14 protein-coding genes are annotated in these 18,096 nt (G+C 71.1%); 8 read left to right on the top strand and 6 right to left on the bottom strand.

Annotated features, from left to right (window positions below; genetic code table 11):
• Nucleotides 1-80: 80 nt before the first annotated feature.
• Nucleotides 81-632 (top strand): carboxymuconolactone decarboxylase family protein, encoded by a 552-nt coding sequence (locus tag ABZT06_RS20360; RefSeq protein ID WP_355742359.1) that lies wholly within the window; start codon nucleotides 81-83, stop codon nucleotides 630-632.
• A 178-nt stretch (nucleotides 633-810) separates the two neighbouring features.
• Here the strand turns inward: ABZT06_RS20360 and ABZT06_RS20355 are convergent, their stop codons facing one another.
• From ABZT06_RS20355 to ABZT06_RS20340, 4 genes are all read right to left on the bottom strand, one after another.
• The gene (locus tag ABZT06_RS20355; RefSeq protein ID WP_355742356.1) at nucleotides 811-2,529 is read right to left on the bottom strand and encodes an acyl-CoA dehydrogenase family protein; all 1,719 of its coding nucleotides are present in this window, start codon (nucleotides 2,527-2,529) and stop codon (nucleotides 811-813) included.
• A 90-nt stretch (nucleotides 2,530-2,619) separates the two neighbouring features.
• Complete coding sequence (locus ABZT06_RS20350) at nucleotides 2,620-3,186, bottom strand: PadR family transcriptional regulator (RefSeq protein WP_355742353.1); 567 nt, start codon at nucleotides 3,184-3,186, stop codon at nucleotides 2,620-2,622.
• 231 nt (nucleotides 3,187-3,417) lie between these two features.
• Nucleotides 3,418-4,365: a helix-turn-helix domain-containing protein gene (locus ABZT06_RS20345; RefSeq protein ID WP_355742350.1), complete on the bottom strand. Its 948-nt coding sequence runs from the start codon at nucleotides 4,363-4,365 to the stop codon at nucleotides 3,418-3,420.
• Nucleotides 4,362-5,192: a peptidoglycan-binding protein gene (locus ABZT06_RS20340; protein ID WP_355742347.1), complete on the bottom strand. Its 831-nt coding sequence runs from the start codon at nucleotides 5,190-5,192 to the stop codon at nucleotides 4,362-4,364. Before ABZT06_RS20340 ends, ABZT06_RS20345 begins: the two co-directional genes overlap by 4 nt.
• 275 nt (nucleotides 5,193-5,467) lie before the next feature.
• Between ABZT06_RS20340 and ABZT06_RS20335 the strand changes: the two genes are divergently transcribed.
• Together ABZT06_RS20335 and ABZT06_RS20330 are read left to right on the top strand one after the other, a co-directional pair.
• Complete coding sequence (locus ABZT06_RS20335; protein WP_355742344.1) at nucleotides 5,468-5,914, top strand: peptidoglycan-binding domain-containing protein; 447 nt, start codon at nucleotides 5,468-5,470, stop codon at nucleotides 5,912-5,914.
• 273 nt (nucleotides 5,915-6,187) lie between these two features.
• Nucleotides 6,188-7,831, top strand: a complete 1,644-nt coding sequence (locus tag ABZT06_RS20330) for a peptidoglycan-binding protein (RefSeq protein WP_355742341.1) — start codon at nucleotides 6,188-6,190, stop codon at nucleotides 7,829-7,831.
• 148 nt (nucleotides 7,832-7,979) lie between these two features.
• Here ABZT06_RS20330 and ABZT06_RS20325 read toward each other — a convergent pair whose 3' ends face one another.
• Both ABZT06_RS20325 and ABZT06_RS20320 read right to left on the bottom strand, forming a co-directional pair.
• Nucleotides 7,980-8,651, bottom strand: coding sequence for a class I SAM-dependent methyltransferase (locus ABZT06_RS20325; RefSeq protein WP_355742338.1), 672 nt, complete (start codon nucleotides 8,649-8,651; stop codon nucleotides 7,980-7,982).
• A 190-nt stretch (nucleotides 8,652-8,841) separates the two neighbouring features.
• A complete protein-coding gene (locus ABZT06_RS20320) occupies nucleotides 8,842-10,020 on the bottom strand; it encodes a cytochrome P450 (RefSeq protein ID WP_355742335.1) in 1,179 nt (392 codons plus the stop codon).
• 208 nt (nucleotides 10,021-10,228) lie between these two features.
• Between ABZT06_RS20320 and ABZT06_RS20315 the strand changes: the two genes are divergently transcribed.
• The 5 genes from ABZT06_RS20315 (at nucleotide 10,229) to ABZT06_RS20295 (ending at nucleotide 18,070) form a co-directional block, all read left to right on the top strand.
• Entirely contained in the window at nucleotides 10,229-10,894 is a 666-nt protein-coding gene (locus tag ABZT06_RS20315; protein ID WP_355743058.1) for a glyoxalase, read from the top strand.
• 102 nt (nucleotides 10,895-10,996) lie between these two features.
• The gene (locus tag ABZT06_RS20310) at nucleotides 10,997-11,608 is read left to right on the top strand and encodes a MarR family transcriptional regulator (RefSeq protein WP_355742332.1); all 612 of its coding nucleotides are present in this window, start codon (nucleotides 10,997-10,999) and stop codon (nucleotides 11,606-11,608) included.
• Nucleotides 11,609-12,028: 420 nt separating this feature from the next.
• On the top strand, nucleotides 12,029-15,103 hold the full coding sequence (locus tag ABZT06_RS20305) for an FAD-linked oxidase C-terminal domain-containing protein (protein WP_355742329.1): 3,075 nt from the start codon (nucleotides 12,029-12,031) through the stop codon (nucleotides 15,101-15,103).
• A gap of 37 nt (nucleotides 15,104-15,140) precedes the next feature.
• Nucleotides 15,141-16,964 (top strand): thiamine pyrophosphate-requiring protein, encoded by a 1,824-nt coding sequence (locus tag ABZT06_RS20300; protein WP_355742326.1) that lies wholly within the window; start codon nucleotides 15,141-15,143, stop codon nucleotides 16,962-16,964.
• Nucleotides 16,961-18,070, top strand: a complete 1,110-nt coding sequence (locus ABZT06_RS20295; protein ID WP_355742323.1) for an enolase C-terminal domain-like protein — start codon at nucleotides 16,961-16,963, stop codon at nucleotides 18,068-18,070. The genes ABZT06_RS20300 and ABZT06_RS20295 overlap by 4 nt, the downstream gene beginning before the upstream one ends.
• Nucleotides 18,071-18,096 lie beyond the last annotated feature (26 nt).

Here is an 18,096-nt window from a genome sequence, read left to right as displayed (position 1 = left end):
TTCACGCCATGTGGTGTCCGACGCCGGCTCCGTGGGGATTTCCGTGCTGTGCAGTCCAACGCCCAGCGAACGGAGCCGACATGGAGTACCCGGACCTTTCCGCACTGCCCGCGGAGCTGCAGGACGAGGTGACCGCCCGCGGTTCGCTCAACGTCTTCCGGATGATGATGCACTCCCCCACGCTGGCACCCGGTGTGCTGGCGCTGGGGGACGCCGTCCTGCGGCGCAACTCGCTGCCCGACCCCTTGCGCGAACTCGCCATCGTCCGGGTCGGCCACGTCTACCGGGCGACGTACGAGATCCACCACCACGAGAACATCGCCCGTCTCGTCGGACTCGGTGAGGAGGCGATCGCCGCCGCCGCGACCGGTTCCCCCGAGGGGCTGTCCGCGGCCGAGGGGGCCGTCCTCACCGCCACCGACCGACTGCTCGCCCGGCACTCCCTCGACGACACCGAACGCAAGGAACTGCAGGCGTTCCTGACGGTGAACCAGCTCGCCGATCTCGTCATCACCGTCGGCTTCTACCAGCTGATCTGCGACTTCCTCAACACCTTCGAGGTGACGACGGCGGGTGAGGCCCCGCCGCCCTACGGCGATGTACCGCCTGCCGGGAGCGGCGAGGACCGGTGAAGCGGGCGTCGCGTTCTGCGGTGTATCGGTTGGTGCACACCCGCCACCGGCGCCGCCGGCGCGACGTACCGTGGCCCTGCGCTCGGCAGGGCGCGCCGGGCGGGCAGACCACGGTACAGGCGTCACTGCTCCCGGTGGCCCTGACCGGCGCAGGTCGAGGAGCCCCTTGGCTGGGCTGTCACTGCGCCATCTCGTACGCCCCGGACAGTGCCTCCACGCGCCGCCAGACGCGACCCGAACGCGCTTCGTCGACGACGGGACGCCGGACGGCAGCGAGTGCCCAGCGCTGCTGATCCTCGGTGGCGGAGTCCTTGCCGTGCAGTTCGACGGCGAAGGCGGAGAAGTCGCGGACGAGGACGGCGAACAGCTCGTCGAGCACATCCTCGTCGAGGGCCGTCAGACGGGCCTGCTCCAGGATCAGCTGAGCGTGCACCACCAGCGCGAACAACTGGCCGACGGCGAGCAGCAGATCGAGGTCGCGGCTCTGCTCCTCGTCGGGGGCCGCGCTGGTGACGAACTCGCACAGGGCGTCGGCCTGTTCCCGGAAGCGGGCGACGTTCGGCACCGCGGCGTACGCGTCGTAGGCGGGGCGCCAGTCGTGGAAGCGCACGGAGCCGAGGCCGCGGGCCGGCCCCTGCTCGAAGAGGAACGTGTCGTCGGCCGCGTCGAGGCGGGTCGGTACGGGCTCGAACTCGGCCGGGTTCAGGAGGTGGTTGCGCATGAACTTGAGGATCAGCGCGAGGTTGACGTGCACCGTGCCCTCGAGCTTGGGCAGCCCCCGGATCTCGACGGCGGCCTGGGCGAAGTAGGTGTCCTTCTCGAAGCCCTTGGCGGCGATCACGTCCCACATGAGGTCGATGACCTTCTCGCCTTCCGTGGTCACCTTCATCTTCGTCATCGGGTTGAACAGCAGATAGCGGCGGTCGTTCGAAGAGGCGGAGCGGAAGTAGTCGACGGCGCGGTCGCTGAACAACTTCATGCCGACGAGGCGGACGTACGCGTCGGTGAGCTCCCGGCGCACGTGCGGGAAGGCGGTGACGGGGCGGCCGTACAGGATGCGCTGATGCGCGTGGGTCACCGCCTCGTACATCGCGTGCTCGCAGATGCCGATCGTCGCGGTGCAGAGGTTGAACTTGCCGACGTTGACGGTGTTCAGAGCGGCGTCGAAGGCGGCGCGGCCGGTGTGCAGGACGTCGTCCGGGCCAACGGGGTAGTCCTCGAGGCGGAACTCGCTGACGTACTTGGAGGAGTCGACGACGTTCTTCACGAGGTGATACGCCGGGTGGCGGCTGTCGGCGGCGAAGAAGACGTAGCCGTCCGGGCCCTCGATGTCGGTGCGCCGGCCGAAGACCGAGACGAGCCCGGCCGCGTTGCCGTTGCCGATGTAGTACTTGGAGCCGGTCGCCCTGAAGCCACCGTCGGCGTCCGGTGTCAGGAGCATGTCGGTGGAGTAGATGTCGGCGCCATGGGGCTTCTCGGAGAGCCCGAAGGCGAACACCTCGCCCTGGGACAGGAGTTGCGCCGCACGGGTGCGGGCGGTCGCGTTGTCGCTCTGCCAGACCGGCCCGAGACCGAGGATGGTCACCTGCCATGCGTACCAGTAGTCGAGACCGTAGAACCCGAAGATCTCGTTGAGGGCCGCGATCCGGGCCGTGTCCCAGCGCTGGTCCTCGCCTCCGCCGGCGGAGGCCGGGGTTAGGAAGGTGGCGAACAGCCCTTCCTTGGCTGCGAACGCGAGGAAGTCGGCCAGCCAGGCGCGCGAACGGTAGTCCTCGATGAGCCTGCGCTTGCCGCGGTCCTCGAACCAGTCGACGGTGGCACGAAGCAACCTGCGGGTCTCGGGGTCGAAGTGCGCGGGGTCGTACGTACGCGGGTTGAGGAGGAGGGGGTCGGCCATGGAGGTCCGCCTTCCGGGGGTTGAGGGTGAAGGGGTCGGGTCTGGGGCAGAGCTGGAGGGCGCGGAGCGCGGGCGGCGTCGGGCGGCGGTTCAGGCGTGCGGCTGTGAGGTGGCCAGCCGCCGGAGGGTGGCGAGCACGTCGTCGAGCCAGGCGATCGTCATCCGCTCGTACGCGATGCCGCCGCGCAGCACGACGTGCTGGAGCTCCTCAGCGGCGTCGAGCGGGGCGGGGGCCGCAGGGCCGGTGAAGTCGCGCTGCTCCCCCGCGAGATAGTGCGCGAGCCGGTCGCTGTGGATCTGACGGTGCCGTTCGACCTCGCGGACCAGCACGGACGGGTCGTCGAAGGCCGCACCGCGGATCTTCACGGCGAGGTCGTGCCGCATGCTCTCGGGCTGGATCGATTCGTGCAGCCACTGGGAGAGGGCGGCGCGGCCAGGGCCTACGACGGAGTACTCCTTCTTGTCCGGTCGACTCTGCTGCGGCATCTCACGGACGGCGAGCAGGCCATCGCTCTCCATGCGCCTGAGAACGCGGTAGATCTGCTGGTGGGTGGCGGTCCAGAAGTATCCGATGGACCGTTCGAACCGCCGGGCCAGTTCATAGCCGGAGCCCGGCTTCTCCAGCAGGGAGACGAGGATCGCGTGCTCGAGCGCCATGCCGCGATCTTGCTATGCAACGAGTTGCATAGCCAAGAAGCGCAGCCCAGGTGAGACAGGGCTCACTGCGCTCCCCCGCGACTGGCGGTGCGTGTGCGGCAGACGGTCAGGGGCCAGTGATGCCCTGCGATGCGACACCGCCGTCCTGTGCTGCGCGGACTGACCGCGAGCCACCGCGCTCGGCCGCACCACCCACACCTACGTCGTCTGACCCGGCGGCCGGGGCCAGGGTCACGTACGGGCCGTGACGCATTCCTTCTCGCCGCCGGCCGCGGGGCTGAAGCAGGCCTGCACGGGCGTTCCGGGGCCGGCCACGCCCATGAGGGTGTGGACGTAGGTGTCCGCCTCGTCGCGGGTGGCGACCCGGGCACTGTGCAGGGAACCGTGTCGGCCTCCCACCCGCATCTCGACACGGTCCTTCACGACGGCACCCCACATCCGGACCCAACTCGTCCCGCATTCCTGGCTGTAGCGGATCTGGATCCAGGCACCGGTGGCGGTCTCGTGCTCGGCCAGAGTCAGCGGCGCGGCACCGCATCGCGTCGCGATCGGGTCCTTGTCCTGGCAGGCCGCGTGCCGACAGAGCACCCCGGTGACCGCGGCGGGCCCGGGGGACGGTGCCGCCTCCTCTCGGTGCGCCGGGGGAAGGTGGGTGAGTACCAGCACCCCGAGGACGACGGCACAGGTCGACAGGAGGGCGGTGACGATGTTCGCGCGCCGGTGGCCGGTCGGGACCGCGCGCGTATGGTCGGTGCCGCTCGGCAACGTCTCACTCGGGCCGGTGGCGGCGGCGGTGTTGGCGCCCGTGCCGGTACCGGTGTCCGCGTCGGTTGGGACAACGGCGAAGCCCGTGGCCGGTGCGTCCGTCCCGGTGATCGTGCGCTGTCGGTCCGAGGCCCCCCGTGTCGGCCCGGCACCTTCCGTCCGGTCCGTGCGGTCCGTGCGGGCGATGTCCAGGAGGGCCAGCGCATGGCCGGCGGGTTCGTCAGCGAGACGGCACAGCTCGTTGACCGCGCTGCGCGGTGGCAGGCTCCTGCCGTTGAGGTAGCGCTCCCAGGACGACTTGCTGTATGTGGTCGCGTTCGCGAGCTGCGCGAGGCTCAGCCCGGTGCGCTGCCGCAACTGCCGGAGTACGGCAGCCAGTCGGGCGCCCGGCGGTGAGGGTGCGCCGGGTGTCATCCGCGCAACGCTTTCCACGAGCGCGGCCCCAGCATGCCGTCGACGGTGAGACCCGCGCGAGCCTGGAACGTCTTGACCGCCCGCAGCGTCAGCGGGCCGAACATCCCGTCGATCCCGCCGGGTGAGATGCCTGCCCGGCGCAGCAGGCACTGCGCCTCGGCGACGTCTGCCCCTCCGGCGCCGTAGCCGATCTCGGTGTCGCGGCCCTTGTTGATGCCCGCCGACCAGCGGCCGCCGACCCGTGTGATGCGGCAGGTGTAGGAGGGCGGCGGGGAGGCCGCGGTGGTGCGGGGCGGGCCGGTGACGACTGCCTGGCTCCCACCGTCGTCGAGGCGCAGCACCAGCAGCAGCACCGCCGAAAGGGCTACGGCCAGGGCGGCGAGGCCGGCGATGAGGGCGAGGTGCGGAATGCGACCGGGGGCCGGTTCGGAGGGCCGGGGCGACGTAGGCGCGGTGGAGGCGGCCGGTGGCGTGGTGTGCGGGGTCGTCGGACGTGCCGGTTGCTCCTGGTCCCGCTCGCGCTGCTCGTCCTTCCGCTGTACGGCGGGCCTCGCGCGGCGGCCGTCCCGGAAGTCGGCGGCGATCTCGTGCAGCGCCAGCAGGGGGACGGGGTCGGTGCCGGTGATCCGGGCCAGTGTCTCCACCGCCTCCCGCGGTGGCAGCGACATGCCTCCCAGATAGCGCTCCCATGACTTGGCGCTGTAGCCCGTCTTGGTCGCGAGCTGTCGCATCGTCAGTTCGCTGTGGTCCTTCAGCAGACGTAGGCGGGTCACCAACTGTCGTGCGCTGGGGTCGAGTTCCGCGGGCAGCGTCCTGGAGCGCGGCATGTTTCCCCCAAAGCGGTCGTCTGCGTGGTCGTGTGCGTGAACAGCGGTCCCCTCCGTTGCTGCGCATTCTGCATGAGCCCACCACATCTGTCACAGGCGTCCCACATCACCGTCCCACCGGCTGCTGTCGTCGCAGGTCAGCAGGGTGGTCGTCCCGCAAGACCGCCACCTGGGCCGCACCCGTGGCCGCCGTGCCCGGGCGCCCGGCACCTTGGTCTCGCCACCTGGCCCGCTCGGCGTGACAGGTGCCGACCCCACAAACGAAAGAGGAACGCATGCGACCGAACGCTCTGGGCAGGACCATCGCCGGTGTCATCGCCGTTGTCGGCCTCGCGGCCGGCAGTGTGGCGACCGCGGGCACCAGCTTCGCGGCGACCACGGGCACCGCGCACACCTCGGTGGCCGCCCAGCCCGCCGCCGTGGCCGCGACGCAGAACTTCGGTCTGACCACGGCCGAGGCCAAGAACGTCCAGGACTTCCTCGCGGACTACTGGGGCTACACGGGGGCCATCGACGGCCAGCTGGGCACCAACAGCTGGAAGGCGTTCCAGCGCTGCCTGGCGAAGTACTGGGGCTACACCGGCGACATCGACGGGGACCCGGGCCCCAACACCATCAAGGCGTTGCAGCGTCTACTGAAGGACGACTACGGCTACACCGGTGACATCGACGGCATCGCCGGGGCGGGCACCCGGGCGGCGTTCAAGCGCTTCGCCGCCTGACCGGTACGACCCGCCTGACCGGTACGACCGTACGACCTGCCCGACGCCACGACCCGCCCGTCCGGGCTGATCGTCGAACGACCGGGCTGACCGCCGAGTGAGCGACCGCGGCCCGTCCTTGCCCGCAGGGACGGGCCGCGGATGCGTGTTCTCGCTCCCCGGTCCGCAACCGCTCCGAACCCCTGGGAACAGCGGCGCGTCGAGAGGCGCGGTTCCTCGGCGTCCCTCCCCGCCACGTCCCACGCCCGTCTCGAGAAGGAGAACATCGCCGCCATGGGAAGACTCGCGTTCACCGTTCGCGCCGAAGACAAGAACCCACCGCACCCCACCGCGCACCGCACCGGGCCGTCCTGGCGGATCCGCGTCGGAACCTTCGCCGCCACCGCGGCGATGGTCTCGGCCGGCATCGTGCTCGGTGCCGGCCCGGCGTCGGCCGCGCCCGCCCCGGTCAGGCTGACCTCCGCGTCCTGCCCCAACGAGATCGTGCAGGGCCAGACGAGCGGCTGTGTGACGGAGCTGCAGAACCTGCTCAACGCGCACGGCGCCGGTCTGTCGGTGGACGGTCAGTTCGGGTCGGCCACGCTCTACGCGGTCCGTGAGTACCAGGCCGCCACAGCGATCGCCGTGGACGGGCGGGTGGGCCCCGCGACCAAGAGCAAGCTGTACGCGACCGGCGGCTCCGCGCCCGCCCCCATCAATCTCAACTCCTCCTCCTGCCCCGCGAACATCGTCCAGGGCGCCAAGGGCGGATGCGTCACCGAACTCCAGCGGCTGCTCATCCACCACGGCTACACGGTCGACGTGGACGGCGACTTCGGCGCCGGGACCGCCAGTGCCGTCCGCAGCTTCCAGTCCGCCCAGGGACTCACGGCCGACGGCCAGGTCGGCACCAACACCAAGCGAGCGCTGTACGACACCGACGAGTCACCGTCGACGGGCCTGGACCTGAGGTCGGCGTCGTGCCCGGAGAACATCGTGGAGGGGCAGAGCGGCGGTTGCGTCGCCACGCTGCAGTCCCTGCTGAACGGCAAGGGGCAGAGTCTCGACGTCGACGGCAGCTTCGGCCCGCAGACGCTCACGGCCGTGAAGGCGTTCCAGTCGGCGAGCGGCCTCAGCGCCGATGGCCAGGTCGGCCCGAACACCAAGGCCGCCCTGTACTCGAACATCGGCGGTGGGGGTGGCAACGGCGCACCCGCGCCGATCAACCTGAACTCCACCTCATGCCCGAACGAGGTCCTGCAGGGCCAGCGCAGCGGCTGTGTCACCGAGTTGCAGAGCCTGCTCAACCACCATGGCGCCGACCTCGCCGTCGACGGCGACTTCGGTCCGCTCACCGACAGTGCCGTCCGGGACTTCCAGGCCGAGAAGGGCCTGTCGGTCGACGGCCATGTGGGGCCGAACACGAAGGCTGCCCTGTACGGCGCGGTGACCGCTCCGTCGTCGCCTCCGCCCGGTGGCGGTTACGCGAAGATGCTCGACGTGGCGGCGGCCGAGGCCGGCACGGTCGAGGGCAGCGCCCGCGCGAACAGCTACGGCTCGGCCGTGGGTCTTTCGCTGTCCACCAGCAACTACGCCTGGTGCGCGACCTTCGTGAGCTGGGTGGCCAAGCAGACCGGCGCCACCTCGTACCGGAACACCTATGTCTCGGGCTGGGTCAAGCAGGCGCGGGCCGGCGCCTACCACCTCTCCGTGACCACCAGCCCTCAGCCGGGTGACATCGTGGCCTTCGACTGGGACGGCGGAAACGACTTCACCGGCGGCCACGAGCACATCGGCTTCGTGCGGACGGTGTCCGGGTCGTCCTTCACCACCGTCGAGGGCAACACGACCAACCCCAACGGCAGCAACGACGGCGTCTACGTCAAGTCCCGTGCCACGAACAGCGGTTACGACGTGGTCTTCATCCGCGTCCGCTGAGCCGAACTGCCGGGGTCCCCGGCAGGCCGCGCTCTCGTACGGCGGCCTCCCCAGGACTCCGGCACCGGTGACCGCTCCCGCGACTGCTCCGGCGACTGCTCCGGCGGGCGCGGAGGCGCTGCCCGCGCCGCGATGCCTCGGTGGGTGTTCAGCGCTCCGCGCGGCGGGCCAGCAGGACCGAGTCCTCGGCCTCGACCGGGCCGCCGTCCCGATTGAGCGTGCGAGTGCGCTGCTCCACGACGACGGGCTCGAAGCCGTCCGGCAGGCCCAGGAGGAGTTCCGCGGCCAGGAACATCGCCTTGCGGCGGCTCTCGGAGAGTTGTGTGAACTCATGGGACGGCGCATGCCCGACCACCAGCAGCAACCCGCCGGGGGCGACGGCCGCGGCGAGGCGGCGGGTCACGTCGACCATGCCGCCGTCCGGGGCGTGCAGATAGTGACTGGTGACCAGGTCGTACGAGCGGTCTCCGGCATCGAAGGTCCTGGCGTCCACCTGCCACCAGTCGACCAGGTCGGCCACGCCGGCCTGCTCGGCGTGGCGGGCGGCACGGGCCAGACCCTCGGCCGAGAAGTCGGCGCCGGTCACGCGCCAGCCCTGCCCGGCCAGCCAGACCACGTCGCCTCCCTCGCCGCAGCCGACGTCCAGCGCGGTGCCGGGGGTGAGCGCACCGGCGGTGGCCACGAGCTGCGGATTGGGCTCGCCGCTCCAGTACCGCTCCTGTCCCGTGTACCGCTCGTCCCAACCCGCAGGCTCGAACATCGCGGCCACCGCCTGCTCGTCGTGCTCGCTGCTTCGACCGTGCTCGTGGTGTCCTGACACCGGTTGCCTCCCGCTGCTCGTTGTGCCGCGCCGCCCCGCTCGGGCGCGTTGTCGATGGTGCTCGGACCTGCGCCGATCCGCACGCAAAGTTGCCGGACCGGCAAACGGCAGGGTCTCTGACGGCCGCAGACGGGCTGCCCTGAGCTGTCGGGCCGTTCATCCTGAGACCTGGCTCCTGTGCACCGCCCGGCTACACCGTGACGGGAAGGGCGGCGAGCCCGCGCACGAGACGAGTGCGCCGCCAGTCCAGCCGATCGGACGGTACGGCGAGCCGGATGCCGGGGAACCGGGTCAGTACCGCTCGCAGGGCGATCTCCGCCTCGGCCTTGGCCAGGGGCGCGCCGACACAGCGGTGGATGCCGTGGCCGAAGCCGAGATGAGCAGCGGCGTCCCGGTCCAGGTCGAGCAGGTCCGGTGCCGGGAAGCGCGCGGGGTCGCGGTTGGCCGCGCCAAGAGCGACCAGTACCGGGATCCCACGCGGAATGTCGACACCGCCGAGGGTGACCGCCTCCGTCGTGAACCGGAAGGTGGCTGTACTGACGGGCGAATCGAACCGGAGCAACTCGTCCAGCGCGGCCGGGACGTCGTCCGGATTCCGGCGAAGACGATCCAGTTCGGCTGGGCGCTGCAGTAGTGCCAGGGTGGCGTTGCCGAGGAAGTTGGTGGTGGTCTCGTGCCCGGCCACGAGCAGCAGCACCGCCAGGGAGACCAGTTCCTCCTCGCTCAGACGCTCGTCTCCGTCGCGAGCCGCGATGAGCCGGTCGAGGAGACAGTCACCGGGGTCCAGGCGCTTGGCTGCGACGAGCCCCGTCATGTACTCGGCCAGGGAGTGCGAGGCCGCGTCGATGACGTCGGGCCTGCCTGCCGCGAACAGCTCTGCGGACCAGCGCTGGACGTCGGGCCGGTCCTGCTGCGGGACTCCGAGCAGCTGGCAGATCACGATGACCGGCAGCGGCACCGCCAGCGCGGTCACGAAGTCGAATCGCTCACCGACCGGCCATCGGTCCAGCAGTTCCTCGGTGACCCGCGCGATGAACGGACGCAGCTGTGCGACGGCCCCGGCCGTGAACGCCTTGGTCACCAGCCTGCGCAGCCGGGTGTGCCGGGGCGGATCACTGGCCAGCATGGTGTGCGCCACCGCGGGGTGCAGACGACGCCGTGACTCCTTGCCCGCGAAGAAGGCGGCCGTGTCCTTCGAGAGCCGAGGATCGCACAGCGCCTCCCTGGCTTCCGCGTAACCGGTGACGAGGTAGCTGGGGCGCCCGCCCGACTCCGTGGGCATGGACTGCACGGGGCATCTGGACCGCATGGCCGCGACGGCGGGGTAGGGGCCCTGGAGAAAGCGGGAGTCCTGAGTCGGGTCGGTCATGCTTTCAGCCTCCAACGGACTCCGGCCCGCGGTCGCAGGCGACACGCCCAACACCGTGCGCGGGGGCGCCAGTTACCCCTTCTACCCGTCCGGTGCGTGTTCAGGTTTCCAGTGCGCAGGGAGGCGGCGGTGCAGCGGGGGCGGCGATCAAGACCCCGAGACCGGTCAGGATTCGAGAAGCCAAGGCCGCCGTCCACTCCCTAGCGTGATGGCCATGGCAACCACTACTTCCACCACAGCCCGCACGAGCCTCGCGTCCGTCACCCTTGAGGTGGCCGACCCCGAGGCCGCCCGCCGCTTCTACGGCGCCTTCGGCGTGGACCCGTACATTCGCCTGCGGGCGTCCGGGGCGCCCTCGACCGGTTTTCGCGGCTTCACCCTGGCGCTCACGGTGTCCGGACCGGCCACCGTCGACGGCTTCGTCGCCGCGGCCGTGAACGCCGGCGCCACGGTGCTGAAGCCCGCGGCGAAGTCGCTGTGGGGGTACGGCGGCGTCGTCCAGGCCCCCGACGGAACGATCTGGAAGATCGCGACCTCGGCGAAGAAGGACACCGGCCCCGCGACCCGCGAGATCGACGAGGTCGTCCTGCTGCTCGGTGTCGAGGACGTGAAGGCCACCAGGCAGTTCTACGTGGGCCGGGGTCTGACCGTGGCCAAGAGCTTCGGCGGCAAGTACGCCGAGTTCGCCGCCGGTCCGTCCAGTCCCGTCAAGCTGGCGCTGTACAAGCGCCGCGCCCTGGCCAAGGACCTCGGCGTCCCCGCCGACGGCACCGGCTCGCACCGCGTCGTCCTCGGCAGCACCGCCGACACCTTCACCGACCCGGACGGATTCGCCTGGGAGGCCGCCGCGCCGCCTGCCCCCACACCGTCCTGACCTCCGGTCCCCCGACCTAACCTTGCCTTCTGCAATGATCGAAGGTCCGGATGCAGTCGCGGGGACCGCCAGGTCACCGGGCGGAGAGGTGGAACGGACAGGATGACGCAGCACGAACCCCATCGGCTCGACCCCGCTGCAGAGCCGCGCTCTCATGTGGAGCTGGACCGGGAGGCCGAGGAAGTGACCCTCTCGGTCATGGCGGCGTCCAGGCTGCTCGTGGCGATTTCCGCACGGGCTCTCGCGTCGGCCGACGAGCCCCTCACCCTGCCCCAATTGCGGGCCCTGGTCGTGCTGGATGCGTGCGGGCCCGTGAAACTCGCCGCCATGGCCGCGACCTTGGGGGTCAATCCCTCGACGGCCCTGCGCATGGTCGAGCGTCTGGAAGCCGCCGGCCACATGGACCGCAAGACCAATCCCGACAACCGGCGCGAGGTCGTCCTCACCCTGACGCCTACTGGGCGGGAGCTGGTGGAGCGCGTCCTGGCACACCGGCGCGCCGAGATCCGCGCCCTCGTGCGGCGACTGCCCCACGAAGCGCGCACAGCACTCGTTCCCGCCCTGAAGGCGCTGACCGAGGCGGCCGGCGAAATGGCCGTGGACCCTTTCGAGGAAGTCCGGCGCGTCGGTGGCCTCATCGACGACCCTCTCGACCCGGCTCCGCCGGACACACCCCAGGGGCACCGCCGGCCATCCGAGGGCAGAACCGCCTGACCCGGATGTCCGGTCGCCCATCGCTCCATAGCCCCGGCGCCGGCGCCGGCGCGCCCGAACCCCCCAGCATGGTCCAGGGCACCGGCATTCACCTGTTCAGCGGCACCCCTGGACTGGGACACCTCCTGGCCGGTGCCGGGATCGGGGACGCCGTCATCGGCCGGGTGCTGTCCGGCACGAGCGGATTCCATGACCTGTCTCGGCACCGGCCCCCGCGTCTCGCTCGCGGCGGCATCCGAAAGCGCCCATGATCGAAGACGATGCCGCGGCCGGGCAGGCTGGTGATCACATCGAAGGGCACTCGTGAACGCCGGGCCCCGCACGCGTTCCCCCCGAAAAGGCACTCTTGCACTCTGCAAGGTTGGGTACCCGGGAGCAGCGTCGCGCACGGCAAATGGCTCAGAAAGGCGGCTTCGTCTGATGACTCGCTCCCCCGTCGACGTCTCCGGGCTGGATGTGCCCCGGTTGGAAGCGGCGCTGCGCGAGGCGGTGGACGCCGAGGTCAGGTTCGACGCCGGCAGCAGAGGCGCGTACGCGACCGATGGTTCCAACTACCGCCAGGTGCCGATCGGCGTCGTGGTGCCCCGTTCGGTGGAGGCCGGGGCACAGGCCGTCCAGGTGTGCGCCCGCTTCGGCGTCCCGCTGCTGTCGCGGGGTGGTGGCACCAGCCTGGCGGGCCAGACGACGAACGCGGCCGTGGTGATCGACTGGAGCAAGTACTGCCACCGGCTGGTCTCCGTCGATCCCGACGCACGGACCTGCGTGGTCGAGCCGGGCATCGTCCTGGACGTCCTCAACCGGCGTCTGTCCGGTCACCGGCTCCAGTTCGGGCCGAAGCCGTCGACGCACAGCCACTGCGCCCTGGGCGGCATGATCGGCAACAACTCGTGCGGCTCCTCCGCACAGGCGTACGGCAAGACCGTCGACAACGTGCGCCGCCTGGAAGTGCTCACCTACGACGGCACCCGGATGTGGGTCGGCCCGACGTCCCAGGCCGAGCGCGCCCGGATCGCCGCGGAGGGCGGCCGTCGCGCCGAGCTGTACGACGGCATGGACCGCCTCGTCACGGAGTACCTCGCCGACATCCGGCGCGGCTACCCGAAGATCCCCCGCCGGGTCTCCGGCTACAACCTCGACTCGTTGCTGCCGGAGAACGGCTTCGACGTCGCCAGGGCGCTCGTGGGAAGCGAGGGCACTCTGGTGACCGTGCTGCACGCCGAGCTCGACCTGGTGCCGGTGCCCGCGTACCAGTCGCTCTTGGTCCTCGGCTACGACGACATCTGCGCGGCCGCCGACGACGTCACCCACCTGCTGGAGCACTGCGAGCCCGGCCAACTGGAGGCCCTGGACGGGCGCATGGCCCAGCTGATGCGTGAGGAGGGCGCCTACCTGGAGTCCCTCGACGCCCTGCCGGAGGGCGACAGCTGGCTGATGCTGCAGTTCGGCGGCGACAGCCAGGAGGAGGTCGACGAGCAGGCGCACGCGCTGCTGCGCGCCGTCGGCCGCACCGAGAAGGACACCACCGTCGCCTTCTCCGACGATCCCGAGCGCGAGCAGAGGATGCTCAGGGCGCGCGAGGCCGGGCTCGGCGTCACCGCGCGCCCGCCGGACGACCGGGAGACGTGGGAGGGCTGGGAGGACTCGGCCGTTCCGCCCGAACGGCTCGGTGACTATCTGCGGGACCTGAAGAGGCTGTTCGAGGAGTTCGACTACGACCACCCGTCCCTGTACGGGCACTTCGGGCAGGGCTGTGTCCACACCCGCATCCCGTTCGGGCTCAAGACCGCCGAGGGCGTGGCCGACTTCCGCCGCTTCCTGGAGCGCGCCGCCGACCTCGTCACCTCCTACGGCGGCTCCCTTTCTGGAGAGCACGGCGACGGGCAGTCCCGCGGCGAACTGCTCATCCGCATGTTCGGCGAACGGCTCGTGACCGCGTTCGGCGAGCTGAAGGCACTGTTCGACCCCCGCAACCGGATGAACCCCGGCAAGATCGTCCACCCCAACCCCGTCGACGGCCAGCTGCGCCTCGGTCCCACCTGGCGCCCGAGCACCCCGGCGACGCACTTCGACTTCCCCGAGGACGATCATTCCTTCAACCGCGCGGTGATGCGCTGCGTCGGTATCGGCAACTGCCGCGGCCACTCCGGCGGCGTCATGTGCCCCTCCTACCGGGCCACCATGGAGGAGGAACACTCCACTCGCGGCCGGGCCCGGCTGCTCTTCGAGATGCTCGACGGCCACGCCGACTCGGCCGTCAAGGACGGCTGGCGCTCCACCGAGGTGCACGACGCACTCGATCTGTGCCTGGCCTGCAAGGGCTGCAAGTCGGACTGCCCCACCGGCGTCGACATGGCCACGCTCAAGGCGGAGTTCCTCTCCCACCACTACGAGGGCCGCCTGCGCCCCGCCGCCCACTACTCCATGGGCTGGCTCCCGGTCTGGGCGCGCCTGTCCCGCCTCGCCCCCAGGCTGCTCAACAGCGCCCTGCACGCGCCCGGTCTGGCACGGGCGGGCAAGCGCCTGGCCGGCGTCGCCGAAGCCCGCTCGGCCCCCGTGTTCGCCGAGCAGTCCTTCCTGCAGTGGTGGCAGGCCCACGACCTCGACGAGCCCGACCCGGCCGACCCGCACACCGTCGTGCTGTGGCCGGACACCTTCAGCACCTACTTCCATCCCTCGATCGCCGTCTCGGCCGTACGGGTCCTGGAGGACGCCGGTTTCCGTGTCGCCGTACCCACCGAACCCGTGTGCTGCGGCCTGACCTGGATCTCCACCGGTCAGCTGCCGCTGGCGCAGAAGGTGCTGCGCCGCACCCTGGACGTCCTGCGTCCCTACCTGGAGGCGGGCACCCCGATCATCGGCCTCGAACCGTCCTGCACGGCCGTCTTCCGTTCCGACGCCCCCGAGCTGATGCCCGCCGACCAGGACGTGCAGCGGTTGGCGGGACAGGTCCGCACCTTCGCCGAACACCTCGTCCACCACGCGCCGGAAGGCTGGCAGCCGCCGCGGCTCGCCCGGCAGGCGACCGTGCAGACGCACTGCCATCAGCACGCCGTCATGAAGTTCGACGCCGACCGCGAACTGATGCGCCGCGCCCACCTCGACGCCGAGGTCCTGGACGAGGGCTGCTGCGGCCTGGCCGGCAACTTCGGCTTCGAACGCGGGCACCACGAGGTCTCCATGGCCGTCGCCGAACAAGGTGTCCTGCCCGCCGTCCGCGGCGCGGCCCCCGACAGCCTCGTCCTCGCCGACGGCTTCAGCTGCCGGACCCAGATCGAGCAGGGCGGCACCGGACGGCGGGCCCTGCACCTGGCCGAGGTCCTGGCCCTCGGCCTGGACGGCACCCTGCCCGCCGAACACCCCGAACGCCTGGCCCAGCGCCCGGACCAGCCCTCCCGCACGGCCCGTTGGGCGACCACCACGGCCGCCGCCGTCACCGCGACCGCTGCCGCCGCCGCGGCGGGCCGAACGGTCGTACGCGCGCTTCGCCGCCCGTAGCCACCCGTCACCAGCACCCCCGGAAAGGTCTTCGAACATGTCGAAGAAGGTCTCCGACCACATTCTCGAGCGTCTGCGCGAGTGGGGAGTCGAGCACGTCTTCGCCTACCCCGGCGACGGCATCAACGGTCTGCTCGCCGCCTGGGGCCGCGCCGACGACAACCCCCGCTTCGTCCAGGCCCGCCACGAGGAGATGGCCGCCTTCGAAGCGGTCGGCTACGCCAAGTTCTCCGGCAAGGTCGGGGTGTGCGCCGCCACCTCCGGGCCCGGCGCCATCCACCTGCTCAACGGGCTCTACGACGCCAAGCTCGACCACGTGCCCGTCGTCGCGATCGTCGGGCAGACCAACCGCAGTGCGATGGGCGGCTCCTACCAGCAGGAGATCGACCTCTTGAGCCTGTACAAGGACGTGGCCTCCGACTTCTGCGAGATGGTCACCGTCCCGGAACAGCTGCCCAACGTGCTGGACCGGGCGATGCGCACCGCCATGGCCCGCCGTTCGGTCACCGCTGTGATCATCCCCGCCGACGTGCAGGAACTGGACTACTCGCCGCCCGGGCACGCCTTCAAGATGGTCCCCTCCAGTCTCGGCATGCCGCAGTACGCGCCGGTGCCGAGCGACGAGGACCTCATCCGGGCCGCCGAGGTGCTCAACGCGGGCGAGAAGGTCGCGATCCTGGTCGGACAGGGCGCCCGCGGGGCGCGTCAGGAGGTCATGGCGCTCGCCGACCGGCTCGGCGCCGGGGTGGCGAAGGCGCTGCTGGGCAAGGACGCCCTCGACGACGACCTGCCGTACGTCACCGGTTCCATCGGCCTGCTGGGCACAAGGCCGTCGTACGAGCTGATGACCGGCTGCGACACCCTCCTGGTCATCGGCTCGTCCTTCCCCTACACCCAGTTCCTGCCCGAATTCGGTCAGGCGCGGGCGGTGCAGATCGACATCGACCCGCACATGGTCGGTATGCGCTACCCGTTCGAGGTCAACCTGGTCGGCGACGCCCGCCAGACGCTGACCCGGCTGCTGCCGATGCTCGACGCGGCCAAGGACAACGGGTGGCGCAAGAAGATCGAGAAGGACACCGCCCGCTGGTGGGAGGTCATGCAGCGGCGCGCCGCGGTGGACGCCGACCCGGTCAACCCCGAGTACGTCGTCCACGCGCTGAGCGACCTGCTGCCGGAGAACGTGATCCTGTCCTCCGACTCCGGCTCGGCCGCCAACTGGTACGCCCGGCACCTGAAGCTGCGCGGCGCCATGCGCGGCTCGCTGTCTGGCACGCTCGCCACCATGGGGCCGGGCGTGCCCTACGCCATCGGTGCGAAGTTCGCGCACGGCGACCGCCCGGCGATCGCCCTCGTCGGGGACGGGGCGATGCAGATGAACGGCATGGCCGAGCTGATCACCATCGCCAAGTACTACCGGGAGTGGGAGGACCCGCGGCTGATCGTGGCCGTCCTCAACAACCGGGACCTCAACCAGGTCACCTGGGAGATGCGCGCCATGGAGGGCGCCCCCCAGTTCGAGGCCTCGCAGTCGCTGCCCGACTTCCCGTACGCCGAGTTCGCCCGCATGGCCGGCCTCGACGGGCTGCGCGTCGAGAAGCCGCAGGACGTCCGGGGCGCCTGGGAGACGGCGCTGGCCGCCGACCGGCCCTGTGTGCTGGACTTCGTGACCGACCCGGCCGTCCCGCCGATCCCCCCGCACGCGACCCTCGACCAGATCGAGGCCGCCGCGACCTCGATCCTCAAGGGGGACAGCGACCGCGCGGGCATGGTCCGTCAGGGCTTCAAGGCCAAGGTGCAGGAGTTCCTGCCCGGTCACCGCCGCCGCGAGGACAAGCCCGGCACCGAGGACGGCACGTGAACCACTCCCCGGTCGTGGCAGGGGTGGATACCGCCGTGTTCACCGTGCCCACCGACGCCCCCGAGGCGGACGGCACCCTCGGCTGGGACAGCACCACCCTCGTCCTGGCCACCGTCCGCTGCGGGGACGTCACCGGCCTCGGCTACACCTACGCCCCCGCAGCCACCGCGCGCGTCATCGAGGACCTGCTCGCCGACGTGGTCACCGGCCTGCCCGCGCTCGACGTGCCGCGCATGAACGAGGCCATGCAGCGCGCGGTACGCAACGCGGGACTGCCCGGCGTCGCCGCGCAGGCGATCGCAGCCGTGGACATCGCCCTGTGGGACCTGAAAGCGCGCCTGCTCGATCTGCCCCTCCTCCACCTGCTGGGCGCGGCCCGCGAGGACGTGCCCGTCTACGGCAGCGGCGGCTTCACCACCTATGACGACGACCAGCAGGAGCGTCAACTGCGCGGCTGGGTCGAGACCGACGGCATCCCCCGCGTGAAAATCAAGATCGCGGAGTCGTGGGGCCGTTGCGAGGAACGCGACCGGCGGCGTGTCGCCAAGGCCCGCGCCGTGATCGGCGACGCCACCGCCCTGTACGTCGACGCCAACGGCGGATATGTCGCCAAGCAGGCCGTCCGGATGAGCCGGGCGCTCGCAGACGAGGGCGTGACCTGGTTCGAGGAGCCCGTCTCCTCCGACCACCTGGCGTCCCTGGCCGCGATCCGCGGCCAGGTCACCCTCGACGTGGCGGCCGGCGAGTACGGCTACACCCTGCCCTACTTCGAGCACATGCTCGCCGCCGGAGCCGTGGACTGTCTCCAGGCCGACGTCACCCGCTGCGGCGGCATCACCGTCTGGCTGCGTGCCGCCGCGCTCGCCCAGGCCCATGGTCTCGAGATCTCAGGGCACTGCGCCCCGCACGCCCACGCGCACGCCGCGGCCGCCGTGCCCAACCTGCGCCACCTGGAATGGTTCCACGACCACGTCCGCATCGAGCGGCTCCTCTTCGACGGCGTCCTCGCCCCCGACGGCGGCGCCGTCTTCCCGGGCTCCGACGGCACGCCGGGCCTCGGCCTCACCCTCAACTCCGAGCGTGCGGGGCCCTACCGGGTGGGCTGACGGAAGCGGTACGGCCCGACGTGCTC

Origin of the sequence: Streptomyces sp. NPDC005483 (assembly GCF_040606035.1) — a bacterium.
Classification (GTDB): domain Bacteria; phylum Actinomycetota; class Actinomycetes; order Streptomycetales; family Streptomycetaceae; genus Streptomyces.
This window is presented reverse-complemented; position numbering and strand designations above follow the sequence as displayed.